This window comes from Photorhabdus caribbeanensis (assembly GCF_018448885.1).
Taxonomy (GTDB): Bacteria; Pseudomonadota; Gammaproteobacteria; order Enterobacterales; family Enterobacteriaceae; genus Photorhabdus; species Photorhabdus caribbeanensis.
Genome location: NZ_RCWB01000019.1, coordinates 44,843 through 58,115 on the forward strand (window position 1 = coordinate 44,843; position 13,273 = coordinate 58,115).

Sequence of the window (13,273 nt, forward strand, 5' to 3'; positions counted from 1 at the left end):
AACGATTCTTTTCATTCAGGATTCCTTAATTACAGAAATAATTTACTGAAAGGGTTAATTCATAGTTAAATCAATCTATTTTTCATTGCCATAAAAATAATTTAAAAATTAAAATTTATTTTACACTTTAACATAACCGACATCTCTTCTTCTTAGCCCCTCGCTGGAAAAAAAACGGCTGAAGTGTTAAAACGAGTGCTATGTTTTTCATTTATATGACGGCTGAAAGGGCCTGAGAAATACCAACATCTATGTCAACTAAAACCATCCGTATCGCAACGCGGCAAAGCCCTCTAGCTATGTGGCAGGCCCTGTACGTTCAGCAAAAACTACAACAATGTCACCCTGATCTGGAAGTCCAACTGGTTCCGATGATAACCAAGGGCGATGTTATTCTGGACACGCCTCTGGCAAAAATCGGAGGAAAAGGTCTGTTTGTCAAAGAGTTAGAATTAGCTCTGCTTGAAGGCCGAGCCGACATCGCGGTCCATTCAATGAAAGATGTCCCGGTATCTTTTCCAGAAGGGCTAGGTCTGGTCACGATTTGTGAACGTGATGATCCTCATGATGCTTTCGTCTCTGTCAAATATCCTTCTCTTGATGAATTGCCAACCGGCAGCATTGTTGGCACATCAAGTTTGCGCCGTCAATGTCAACTCCGTGAATTACGTCCTGATCTGATCATCCGTGATCTTCGGGGCAATGTTGGAACCCGCCTGAGCAAGTTGGATAATGGTCACTATGATGCCATCATCCTCGCCGTCGCAGGATTGAAAAGGTTAAAACTGCACGAGCGTATCCGTACGCCATTGACAGCAGAACAATCATTACCTGCCGTTGGTCAAGGAGCAATAGGAATTGAATGCCGCCTTGACGACCAACAAACACAAACGCTGCTAGCGCCATTAAATCACTATGATACAGAAATCTGTGTTCTTGCCGAACGCGCAATGAATACCCGGCTAGAAGGGGGCTGCCAAGTACCAATAGGTAGCTATGCCGTTTGGCAGGATGGGAAAATCTGGTTACGGGCATTGGTTGGCGCACCTGATGGTAGTGTTATTATTCGCGGTGAGAGAACGGCTTTACCAAAAGATGCTTGCCAGGCAGGCGTTGAATTGGCAGAAGAGTTGTTAGAGCGGGGCGCACGGAAAATTCTCACCGAAGTTTATCGAGGAAATCCCCCTACATGAGCATTCTGGTGACTCGCCCTGCTCCTGCCGGAGAGGAACTCGTCAGAAAGTTACAGGCTGCGGGAAAAACAGCTTTCAGTGCGCCTTTAATCAATATTCACCCTGGTTCAGAGCTGCCACAGCTAGCTGAGAAGCTTAGCCATTTAAATACCGGTGATATGGTATTTCTGTTGTCAAAAAATGCAGTTTATTATGCAAACTCGCAGTTAAATAAAATTAATCTGTCATGGCCCGACAAGCTGATTTATTATGCTATTGGCAGATCAACTGCTCTGGCTTTTCATCAACTAACGGGTATGAATGTTATCTGGTCATCAGAGGGTGAGACCAGCGAAATCCTGCTAACACTACCCTCACTACATCAGGTTGAAAATAAACAGGCTTTGCTGCTTAGGGGAAATGGCGGACGTGAACTTATTGCCCGAACGCTGACAGAAAGAGGCGCCACAGTTAATTATTGTGAATGTTATTTCCGTCAGCCAGTAGACTACCCGGCAGCAGAATTCAGTGCCCACTGGCAAAAGTATGAAGTACAAACTTTAGTTGTAACCAGTGGCGAAATACTGCAACTGTTATATAACTTAATACCCGAAAGTGATCGAAACAGGTGGTTATTGCATTGCCGCCTGATTGTGGTAAGCGAGCGTCTTGCACATACCGCCCGGAACTTGGGCTGGCAGGATGTTAAAGTTGCAAAAAGTGCAGATAACGACGCCTTAATTCAGGCACTAGAATAAACTGACATGGGATGCCCACTATGACGGAGCAAAAACAGTCCTCCGAGACAATTGAACAAACAAAAACTACGGTTGAAAACTCGCAACAGCCCGAAACAGCGCCTCAAAAGCAAGAACGTTCTGGCACGCTAAAAAACATTATTGCTATTGCAATCATGCTGGCAATCGGTGGCGGTCTTTATTACTACGGACAGCAACAAAGCCATTTACTGAGTACCGAGAACCACGAGCTACGCCAACAACTGGAATCACTGAAACAACAACAATCACAGGATAAACAGCATATTGAAGCGCTGTTTAAAGAACAATCACAGACTTTAAGCCATTTCGCCGCACAAAATAAGCAACTGGGTAATAGTCTACAAGAGTTACAGGCCAAAATCTCCGCGTTATCCAGTTCTGATGTAAAAAGCTGGCTACTGGCACAAGCTGATTTTCTGGTCAGAATGGCAGGCCGGAAATTATGGAATGATCAAGATATAGTCACTGCTGCTGCTCTGTTGAAAAATGCAGATGCCAGTCTCGCTGAAATGAATGATCCAAGCTTGATTGAAATTCGTCGGGCAATTACACAAGACATCGGTACATTATCCGCCATTAGTCAGATTGATTTTGACGGCATTATCCTGCGAGTTAATCAGCTTTCTAACCAAGTAGATAACCTGCGTCTGGCTGACAATACAACCGATGGTTCGCCAATGGACGAAGATAATGATGAATTAACCGGTACGTTATCTGAATGGCGCCAGAATCTGAGCAAAAGCTGGAAGAGTTTCATGGATAATTTCATTACCATCCGTCGCCGGGATACCGCAGCAGAACCATTACTGGCGCCAAATCAAGATATCTATCTACGAGAGAATATTCGCGCCCGACTGTTGATTGCCGCCCAGGCAATACCGCGTCATCAAGGTGAAGTTTTTAAACAGTCATTAGAAACGGTTTCAACTTGGGTTAGAGCTTACTTTGATATCAACGATCCCAATACCAAAGCATTCCTGGACGAAATTGATTCATTAAGCCAGCAGCCTGTTTCCATCACTGTGCCGGACCAACTTTCAAGCCAGCCTTTACTGGAAAAACTGATGCAAACCCGAGTTCGCAGCTTGCTTTCCCAATCTTCTGAAACTAATCAGGGAGGTTAAGCTATGCTGAAAGTTCTATTACTGTTTGTGGTACTCATTATTGGTATTGTGCTTGGTCCAATCGTTGCCGGTCATCAAGGATATGTGCTGATTCAAACTGACAATTACAACATTGAAACCAGTGTCACCGGCCTGTTCATTATATTTGTTCTTTTACAACTGGTACTCTGCCTCCTTGGCTGGTGCTACCGTAGAGTTATACGCACAGGCTCACGTACCCGTGGCTGGTTCCTTGGACGCAAACGCAGCCGTGCCCATGCTCAAACAAAAGCAGCGCTGATCAAATTGGCAGAAGGCGATTTCAAACAAGTTGAGCAATTACTGACCCGTAACGCTGACCATGCAGAACAACCTGTGGTCAATTACTTACTGGCGGCTGAAGCAGCTCAACAACGCGGGGATGAATTTCGTACCAATCAATATTTACAACGCGCGGCAGAAGTCGCAGATAATAACCAGTTGCCCGTGGATATTACCCGTGTACGCATCCAACTTGCACAAGGTGAAATTCATGCCGCCCGTCATGGTGTAGACAAGCTATTAAATCAAGCTTCACGCCATCCAGAAGTATTACGCCTGGCTGAACAGGCTTATATGAAGTCAGGAGCTTATCAGTCACTGATTGATATACTACCGGTAATGGAAAAAATCCATCTACATGATGAGTTACAAATTCACAAATTGCGCCAGCAAGCCTATATCGGCCTGATGAATCAATACATGGCAGAACAAGGTAGCGAAGGCTTAAAACGTTGGTGGCATGATCAAAGCCGAAAAATTCGCCATGATGTAGCTTTGCAAGTAGCAATATCTGAACATTTAATTGAATGTGATGACCATGAAACTGCACAAAAGATCATCCTGGAAAGTTTAAAACGTCAATATGACGAACGTTTACTCTTATTGATCCCACGCTTAAAAAGTGAAGATCCAAAGCCAATACAAAACGCGCTGGATCATCAGTTAAAACAACATGGTTCAACTCCCCTGCTAAACAGTACGCTTGGACAAGTTGCTTTGCGCCACGGAGAATGGGAAAAAGCGGTAAAAGACTTTAAAACCGCATTAGCCCAACGTCCTGATGCACATGATTATGCCTGGTTAGCAGATGCATTGGATAAACTGCGTAAACCAGAAGAGGCCGCACAAGTTCGTCGCGAAGGATTAGTACTCACTCTAAAGCGTGAGAGTAATGTCGTGAAAAGTGATCTCGTTAATAGCAATAGTGTTAACTAACACTGTAACGCCGTGATCTTTCATCCATCGCCATCTTTATTAGCAAGTCTTCATTCCGCTGATTAAAAAATGCCCCGCACGGGGCATTTTTCTAACCATACTTCTTGGCAAAATCTTCATCGGAAGTGCAAAGATAAATAATAAATTCAATAAATGCGATAAGTGCAGGGATTAATGTCCAGCAAAATAGCAGATATAAAATCCCCATACCGATTTTGCCCAGATAAAATTTATGAGCGCCAATGTAACCAAGAAAAAACGCCAACAGTGCAGCAACAATTCGGTTTTTACTACCAGAAGAATAAGTCTTTATCATCGCGCCACAATGTGGACATGATTGTGCAGACTCATGCAATATTCGACCACAACCAAAGCATCCAATCATTTTTGACATCAATATCCCCCTTAAGATAAGTTTAGGAACGAAATAACTAAATTAATTTTATAGCAAAAAAACTAACCATCATATTTTCAGTTCTGTTTATATTAGATAGTCATATCTAAACAGTATATAAACCTACCAGATATATCTCTTAGGAATAAAAAAAACACCTACCTTAAAAACAAAGATAGGTGTACAAATACAATCAGGTCTACAGACGGATAGTGCCTCACTCAACGTTAAGTCCGGTCGGCGATGAAAAAATGGTTATATCTTACTCATCTGTGACATGGACAATAGGCACCGATAATCGGCTCTGCATCATCCCTGGGTTTATGAAGCGTATGCAATCATAAGAAATAGGATGAGCATCTACGTTTATAATAATGCATTTAGTGTGCCAACTTTTATGCAAACGAAAGCTGCCTCGCTTCATCAGCTATTTCCCTATTTATTACAACAACAAATCGAATCATCACAAAATTCATTTTATGCATTGTCTCTTATTTGAGACAAAACATAAGGTATTTAATATTTTCATTATAATTCAATTTGTTATAAGTCTCTTATTTGAGACAGCTAATATATCAATTGTCGTCAAAATACAAAAAATAAGAAATTTACATATAAAACAAATAGTTACTTTAAAAAAAACAATCCACTAAATTTGCATCAGCAGAGCGCAACTTGAAGGTAAATGGACAGGAAAGGAAACAAAAAGTCAGGGGGACAAAAAGGGATAAAACGCAAAAAACCCTGCATTGCAGGGTTCTTTTAGAATTTGGTCGGCGAGAGAGGATTCGAACCTCCGACCCACTGGTCCCAAACCAGTTGCGCTACCAAGCTGCGCTACTCGCCGAAATTTTTCATTCTTTACTCTCTTTTTTATGGTGCGAAAGGGGGGACTTGAACCCCCACGTCCGTAAGGACACTAACACCTGAAGCTAGCGCGTCTACCAATTCCGCCACCCTCGCGTGTCATAAAAAAGATGGGGTGGCTAATGGGACTCGAACCCACGACAACTGGAATCACAATCCAGGGCTCTACCAACTGAGCTATAGCCACCATAACAGCTATTTACTGCTAAACACTTAACTACCAACAGCGTAATGCATCACCGCAGCTCTTGCACGCAAATAATGGCGCGCCCGACAGGATTCGAACCTGAGACCTCTGCCTCCGGAGGGCAGCGCTCTATCCAGCTGAGCTACGGGCGCTTAACGCCGTTTCGGGTGGGGATAGTACGGATTTAATGATCTACTGTCCAGCGCTTTTTTAAAGAAATGATGCGTTTGATTACACCTTGTTCATTTCGTAGATAAAGCCAGCTCTGAATTTCCCTACTCACTACCACCGTGATAGTAAACCAGTCGATCAAGCTTTGAGTTTTTTACCGTTAAAAAGCTTCACCAACCAATAAATCAGCGACACCATCAACAAAAATCCCCCACCTACCAGCAATGAGAAACGGGTATCCGGGTTAATTGCCATACCTATCAACACACAACATAAAAATGCCAATGTCAGGTAATTTACATAGGGGAACAGGATAGATTTAAAACCATGTTGTTTCAGTGCTTGTTGATGATACTGACGAAAACGCAATTGGCTCATCAGAATAACAAACCACGGTACCATTCCTGGCAACACACTGGCACTATAAACATAAACAAAAACCGCCTGCGGATTTGGGATCAAGTAATTCAAACTAGAGCCCACAATCAAACACAAGATAGTGATAGCAATACCAATTACCGGTACCCCATTCTTTGACAATTTAGTCAGTGATGAAGGTAGCTGACGGTTTTGCGCCAACGCATAAAGCATCCGCCCACCACTGTACATACCACTGTTACAACCGGAAAGCGCAGCCGTCAATACAACAAAGTTAATCACGGCTGCCGCCGAGGTGATCCCGACTTTGGTAAATGTCATGACAAATGGGCTGCCCTGTGAACCCACTTCCGTCCACGGAAATAACGTCACTACAATAAAGATAGCACCCACGTAGAAAATCAGGATACGCCAGAGAATATTGTTAATCGCTTTTTTCAATGTCACCTGAGGGTTCTTCGCTTCCCCCGCAGTGATACCAACCAACTCCACACCCTGATAAGATGCAACCACAATACAGAGCGCAAACAAGAACCCTTGCCAATTACCCGCAAAGAAACCACCATGCGCAGTCAGATTATCCAATCCAATAGGCTGCCATTGATTACCAATACCGAAAAATATTAATCCCAAGCCAATCAGGATCATGACGATAATTGTAGTCACCTTAATCATCGCAAACCAAAATTCCAGCTCACCATAAAGACGTACCGCCGCAAGGTTAGCCAAGGCGACTAATGCCACCGCAATCAATGCCGATACCCACTGAGGAAGTTCAGGGAACCAAAACTCAGCATAAACCCCGATAGCCGTTATTTCTGATATGCCTACCGCCACCCACATAAACCAATAGCCCCAAGCGGTGAGGCATCCCCAGAATGGGCTGAGATATTTATGTCCAAAAGAGGCGAAAGAACCCGTGACAGGTTCAAGGAACAGCATTTCTCCCATTGATCGCATAATGAAAAAAACAAAAATTCCGGCAATAATATAAGCCAGCAAAACGGAAGGACCAGCCCACTTCAATGTGCTGGCCGAGCCCATAAACAGACCGACACCAATTGTGCCGCCTAATGCGATCAGCTCTATATGACGGGCTTCTAAACCCCGTTGCAAGCTATGTTGTTGATCTGCCATAAATTCCCTGTCCATTGTTATATTGTTGTAATGTGTAGTAATAAAAACATACAAGACTGATTTTAATCAGCCATAAAAAGGTCAGGGATCAAAACACGTTTTTCCACTGAGTGGAATAAAAAATTATCCAATAATTAACTACAAATAGTGAAAATCCGGCAGGATCAAACTGTTAGATAAATATTGTGGAATAAATTCATTGTACCGATTGACGAAAGTATCGCCTGACGAAAATTTACACGACAGACAAGAAGCAGATTTACAGACGACCACTGTAATAATATCCAATAAATTTCAATAGCTTAAACTGGCGACGAATACGACTTGGTTGTGATAACAGGCGATAAAGCCATTCAAGCCCCAAATTCTGCCATGCTTTTGGCGCACGTTTTACATGGCCGGTAAATACGTCATAAGTACCGCCAACCCCCATATACAACGCATCCGAATGAATTTTCCGACAGTCACGCATAAAAATTTCTTGTTTAGGCGATCCCATTGCAACTGTCACAATCGCCGCACCGCTGGCATGAATCCGTTCAAAAACAGTATTACGTTCTTCTGGCGTGAAATAACCGTTCTGGCTGCCAACAATATTGACGCCCCACTGAGCCCGCAGTTTACTTTCCGTCTGTTCCAATATCTCTGGTTTACCTCCAACCAGAAAAATAGGCGTGCCTTCTTTACCGGCACGCTCCATGATGGCTTCCCATAAATCAGCACCCGCTACACGAGAAACTTTAGCATCAGGGTATTTACGGCGAATAGCACGTACAATGCTGATACCATCAGCATACAGATATTCTGCATCACTCAGTAGTGTACTTAAAGCATGGTCTTCCTCCGCCGTCAGCACTTTTTCCGCATTAATCGCAACCAGAGTACCCGTCTTTACCTGTCCCCGTTGAAAAATATGGTCAAGAAAGTGCGCCATATCGCGGAAGCCCCAAATATTCAAACCACGAATACTGTATTTAGGAATATTGTTTAGCTCCATTTTCTTTCCTCACATTGCAGCGGACGTTTTTGTGATACAACCAGGTTACTAGCCAGATACCTTTTAATCAGCCCCGCGCTCTCAAATAACCAGTACAACAACTTAGCAATTACCAGACATAAGCCAAAAATAATACAGAAAAACACCACACGGGAAACAAATGAATCCACTCCTTCGCGAGCTAACACAATCATGTTGAAGATCGCGCCAAAGCAAAATGCCTGCAAGATAGCGGCCTTATAACGATTAGTCTCCTGTTTCCCTAATTCATAAATCCAGTCAAACCACTTAATTATCAATCCAACAACAATCGCACCAACCGGAATAAATAGCACGCCCCCCATCACAACTAGAGAACCTATCAGAGTTGGAGAAATTGCCAGACCAGAGTGGTTATCCAGTACTTCCCAAGTAAAATAATTCGCAGAATTCAACACAGCATCAGGGCGTCCTGGCCAAAGCCAGCTTGGAATAAAGACATAGAAATCACGGATAATAGGCGCTAACCCCTGAAACTCAATTTTGTCGTAATTATTCAGCAGTAACGCAAGATTTTCCCACGGTGAGAAAGTATCCCTTGTCAGGTAGAGAAAAGTATAAAACGCTTCTGCACCACTGACATCCAAACTATAACGTTTGAGTGCCAACCAAAACATGCCAACAATCCCTATTGCACCCGCCGTTACCAACATCCACAAGGTTATCCAGCCACGCACAATGCCAATAAACAGAAACAACGCGAACGCAATGATAATATTAGCCCGTGTTCCACCAACAATGACATAAGTCAGTATCCCAAAAGCCACTGTGCTCATCAGAAAAAACAGCCAGCGTAACTGGGTCGGCTTCAAGAAATAAACCACTAACATGGCAGGAATAAAGAAGTAAAAGAACCGCTTTAGGGCAACACCGGAAACCTGACTGGAAAAAATTTGACTGTACGACTGTAATTTAAACAGTAGAAAACCGTTTTGCATAAAGAACAGCCCCACTGTCACCACCGCAACTGATGCCAGTAGTAACCATGTAAAGTTAGTTTCTACCCGGTTCATGGTAAATACCGGTGCTTTAGGCTGCATAGACGGCTTTCTTAGCCGGGTTTTATAACTGACGTAATAAATACCATAAAAACAGGTCGAAGCCAGTAGAGCGTGTAGTAAGGCATCTACAGGCACCACTTCAACATCAAATTGGAAAACCAGCAAACACGTCAGTGGAAAGCCAAAATAGAATGTCAGCAGATAAAGCAATGAGAAGAATATATTAAAATTAAAACGTACACGCCGGAATTCCTGATAGGTCAACGTCAGGATGAAAACCAGCGATATCAGGTAAACAGCAAATAATCCGCCAACCTGCGTTAAAGTCATTACTGCTCTCCCGCCGCTTTTGCCAGCGCCTGCCGCCAGCCATCAATAAAGTTCGGGCTAAAGAAAGCTATCTTATTTCTATCCAAGGAGAGCATCTGCCGTTGTGCTTCCGCAATCAGTTGGCTATCTAAAGGATCTCCAGAGAAAAATACCGGCACTTGCTGTTCTGTCAAATCCTGCCAAAAAAGATTCTGACGACTGAGTACAAATGGCACACCAAATTGTATCAACAGACAAATTGTTCCAATTCCCTGCTGGCGATTAAACATGAAATACCCTAAATCACAACGGCGCAGTAATGCCAGATAATCATCAAACGCCATATTTTGCTTAATAATGTTCAAATGTTCTGGCCGGAACAGCGATAAAGCAGCCTGTTCAACCTGATTAATATAAACCTGATTGTTTTCAGGATAACCCATTGGGATAATGATTCGCACCTTATCGCCAAACTGCTGATGAATAGTTTTCAATGCCGTAATATGGCGGTTCGATCGATCACCAGAATTCCCCAACAAAATTGTCATCTTGCCATCTTTAACAGGCACTCTTTCTGCAATTGTCAAAGCAGGTTCCATTCTGGTTGGAAAATAGAGCAATGATGTCGGTACATTTGGATGACGCTGGGAATAAAAATAGAGATCTCCACGAACCGCAAACACATGCCCTACCCGGCGCTGTGCCAGGCGACGCAAGAAATAGAATAGACGGAATTTTAACTGACTGGAGTCTTCATACAGATCAGCTCCCCAGGCATGCCACCAAAACTGATTACGTTTGATTTTTCCTGACAACAGCGCCAACCACAAACTCACATTAAATTGGCCGTGAAAAAAAAACCGACAATCTCTATCTGAACAGGCTTGAGCAATAACAGCCTGCGCCAGAGATTTTTTACTGTCGAAGAATGCCATATCCAATGCCGGACAATCATCCAATAAAGCGCGATTCCTAGTCACCACCATAAATTTCGGTTTGGCTAAAAAACCAATTTCTTGTGCTAAGACGTCATTAAAAAAGCGCAATACTGTTCGATTGTGATGTGGAATATCAGATCCCAAAACGTGAATTAGGGTTGTCATGCTCGCCTACGATAAATAAGAAATGCACCACAACAAAAGGTGAAATAAATAATGTAAGTTGCCATATAGGCTTGCGCTGCACCTAACGCTCCGTTTACAGGGATAAGCCAGTGGGCAAAACCAGTAAGCAGTAAAAACTGACTAACTTCTGTCAACACATAAAAACGCAACGCAGCCTTGGCAATCACCAGATAGCCAAAAACATAAGCGCCCACTTTCAGAACATCACCCACCAACTGCCAGGCAAATAAATCACGCATAGCAGTAAATTTGTCAGAAAACAGTAACCAAATGGCAAAATCACGCAGCAGCCATACAGTAAAACTTACAACAGCCACCGCAGGCAAAACAAATTTCAGCGCCTTAATTATCTCATTTGATATTTCGCTCTTACCCTGCAATCGTGAAAGCGTTGGCAACAGATAAACAGTAAAAGATGCTGTGATAAATTGCAGGTAAGCATCGGAAATACTGCTTACACCTTGCCAGATACCCACATCGTGCCAACTATAATGCGCTGCCAGCAGATTTCGCATCATAATGTAGGCAACCGGTAAAGTAATAGAAGTCAGCAGAGCCATAAGGGTAAATTTGCCAAGCTGACCAGCCAGTACCTTATCCCACATGGGCTTAAAACTTGAAATAGATACCGCTTTGAGACGCCAAACCATCAATCCCGCGGGAAATATAATTAATGCAGGCACTAAAGCCAAACCCGCCAAAGCGCCTTCATACCCACCAAGGAAAAAACAGAGATAATAGGCCATCACGCCAATCACGCTACCTAAAATAATCGCCAACGCATTCCTCTGGGCATCTCGGTATCCTTTCAAAATAGCCAAGAAATAGTTGGCAAAAGCAATCCCCATTTGAATAAAGGCGAGTGCTTGCACAACGGGCTCATAATCTTGATGACCAAATAACCCAATACTGATAGCACCGCTAAACAGCAAAAAAATTACCGCCAACAGCGTGGAAAACCCAAGGATAATGGCAGAAGATGTTCCCAGTACCGCACGCAATCTTTCCGGCTGCTGTTGATATTCAGCTACATATTTAGTCACGCCATTAAAAATACCAGCGCCAGCCAACACCCCAAGCACAGTGATAAGTTGACGGAAATTACCCGCCTGCCCAACCCCACTGGGGCCAAAAGCAACCGCCAGTAATTTAACGATCAAAAGCCCCACACCGATTTTTATCAGCGTGGAGCCCGCAGTCCATATTGATGCTTTAGCTAACGACATATCAGGCGAAGTATTCCCGAATATGTTTGATGACAATCTGCTGTTCAGCGTCTGTTATGTTGTAAAACATCGGTAAACGCACCAGACGATCACTTTCGCAGGTAGTAAAATGATCTTCCCCTTGGAAGCGGCCAAATTTTTCACCACCGGGGCTGGTGTGCAGAGAAACATAATGGAATACCGTTAGCACACCAGCGTCTTTCATATAACTATTGAATGCTGAACGTTCTTCAACATCTTTCAGCTTGATATAGAACATATGAGCATTATGCTCCAACCCTTCCGGTATGACAGGCAATGTCAAGAGATCAGCATCAGCCAGCGGTTTTAATGCTTGATAATAGGTATTCCACAAGGCAAGGCGACGCTCATTGATTTTCTCAGCCTCTTCTAATTGTGCCCATAAATAAGCAGCCTGAAGCTCCGACATCAGATAACTCGAACCGATATCGCGCCAAGTATATTTATCAACTTGGCCACGGAAAAACTGGCTACGATTAGTCCCTTTTTCGCGAACAATTTCTGCACGGGAAATCAGTGATTGATCATTGATAAGCGCAGCACCACCTTCACCACCAGAAGAGTAGTTTTTTGTTTCGTGGAAACTATAGCAACCAATGTGTCCGATAGTTCCCAGTGCACGCCCTTTATAAGTAGACATTACCCCCTGCGCAGCATCTTCCACGACAAACAGGTTATATTTCTCTGCCAGAGCCATAATGGTATCCATTTCACAGGCCACACCGGCGTAATGCACCGGAACAATCACGCGTGTTTTAGCTGTAATTGCTGCTTCGATTTTGGTTTCATCAATATTCATGGTATCCGGGCGAATATCCACGAATACAATGGTTGCTCCACGCAGCACAAACGCGTTAGAACTGGAAACGAAAGTGAAGCTCGACATAATAACTTCATCACCGGGTTGGATATTCAGCAAAATAGCCGCCATTTCCAGTGCAGCGGTACAGGATGGTGTTAATAGAACTTTCGGACAATTGAAATGTTGTTCCATCCACTCTTCACAACGTTTGGTGAAACCACCATCCCCGCAAAGCTTACCGCTCTCCATTGCTTGCTTCATGTAATCTAATTCAGTGCCAACTACTGGTGGTTTGTTAAATGGAATCAT

Annotated in this window: 11 protein-coding genes and 4 tRNA genes; 4 read left to right on the plus strand and 11 right to left on the minus strand. The window is 43.4% G+C overall.

Translation table 11 applies throughout. The annotated features are described in order from the left end of the window. Positions 1–251 precede the first annotated feature (251 nt). The 4 genes from hemC to hemY are packed head-to-tail and all read left to right on the plus strand — an operon-like array spanning position 252 to position 4,311. Entirely contained in the window at positions 252–1,193 is a 942-nt protein-coding gene (gene hemC, locus EAE90_RS13585; protein ID WP_214053943.1) for a hydroxymethylbilane synthase, read from the plus strand. After that, complete coding sequence (gene hemD, locus EAE90_RS13590; RefSeq protein WP_214053944.1) at positions 1,190–1,930, plus strand: uroporphyrinogen-III synthase; 741 nt, start codon at positions 1,190–1,192, stop codon at positions 1,928–1,930. Before hemC ends, hemD begins: the two co-directional genes overlap by 4 nt. A gap of 20 nt (positions 1,931–1,950) precedes the next feature. After that, positions 1,951–3,075, plus strand: a complete 1,125-nt coding sequence (gene hemX, locus EAE90_RS13595) for a uroporphyrinogen-III C-methyltransferase (RefSeq protein ID WP_214053945.1) — start codon at positions 1,951–1,953, stop codon at positions 3,073–3,075. Positions 3,076–3,078: 3 nt separating this feature from the next. Beyond that, positions 3,079–4,311, plus strand: coding sequence for a protoheme IX biogenesis protein HemY (hemY, locus tag EAE90_RS13600; RefSeq protein WP_214053946.1), 1,233 nt, complete (start codon positions 3,079–3,081; stop codon positions 4,309–4,311). A 91-nt stretch (positions 4,312–4,402) separates the two neighbouring features. On the opposite strand, the gene EAE90_RS13605 is transcribed toward hemY, so the two are convergent. The 11 genes from EAE90_RS13605 to rffA form a co-directional block, all read right to left on the minus strand. Next, entirely contained in the window at positions 4,403–4,705 is a 303-nt protein-coding gene (locus EAE90_RS13605; RefSeq protein WP_036779700.1) for a TM2 domain-containing protein, read from the minus strand. A 770-nt stretch (positions 4,706–5,475) separates the two neighbouring features. Continuing rightward, a tRNA-Pro gene (locus EAE90_RS13610) sits at positions 5,476–5,552 on the minus strand. Positions 5,553–5,581: 29 nt separating this feature from the next. Then, positions 5,582–5,668, minus strand: a tRNA-Leu gene (locus EAE90_RS13615). Between the two features lie 15 nt (positions 5,669–5,683). Next, positions 5,684–5,759 (minus strand) — tRNA-His (locus EAE90_RS13620). Between the two features lie 75 nt (positions 5,760–5,834). Next, positions 5,835–5,911, minus strand: a tRNA-Arg gene (locus EAE90_RS13625). A gap of 157 nt (positions 5,912–6,068) precedes the next feature. After that, positions 6,069–7,445: a bifunctional threonine/serine APC transporter ThrP gene (gene thrP / locus EAE90_RS13630; protein WP_214053947.1), complete on the minus strand. Its 1,377-nt coding sequence runs from the start codon at positions 7,443–7,445 to the stop codon at positions 6,069–6,071. A gap of 259 nt (positions 7,446–7,704) precedes the next feature. After that, on the minus strand, positions 7,705–8,442 hold the full coding sequence (wecG, locus tag EAE90_RS13635; protein ID WP_214053948.1) for a lipopolysaccharide N-acetylmannosaminouronosyltransferase: 738 nt from the start codon (positions 8,440–8,442) through the stop codon (positions 7,705–7,707). After that, positions 8,433–9,812 carry an ECA oligosaccharide polymerase gene (gene wzyE, locus EAE90_RS13640; RefSeq protein ID WP_214053949.1) on the minus strand — a complete coding sequence of 460 codons (1,380 nt, stop codon included), beginning with the start codon at positions 9,810–9,812 and terminating at the stop codon, positions 8,433–8,435. The genes wecG and wzyE overlap by 10 nt, the downstream gene beginning before the upstream one ends. Continuing rightward, complete coding sequence (locus tag EAE90_RS13645; protein ID WP_214053950.1) at positions 9,812–10,894, minus strand: TDP-N-acetylfucosamine:lipid II N-acetylfucosaminyltransferase; 1,083 nt, start codon at positions 10,892–10,894, stop codon at positions 9,812–9,814. Before EAE90_RS13645 ends, wzyE begins: the two co-directional genes overlap by 1 nt. Next, on the minus strand, positions 10,891–12,141 hold the full coding sequence (gene wzxE / locus EAE90_RS13650) for a lipid III flippase WzxE (RefSeq protein ID WP_214053951.1): 1,251 nt from the start codon (positions 12,139–12,141) through the stop codon (positions 10,891–10,893). The genes EAE90_RS13645 and wzxE overlap by 4 nt, the downstream gene beginning before the upstream one ends. 1 nt (position 12,142) lies before the next feature. Continuing rightward, the gene (gene rffA / locus EAE90_RS13655) at positions 12,143–13,273 is read right to left on the minus strand and encodes a dTDP-4-amino-4,6-dideoxygalactose transaminase (protein ID WP_214053952.1); all 1,131 of its coding nucleotides are present in this window, start codon (positions 13,271–13,273) and stop codon (positions 12,143–12,145) included.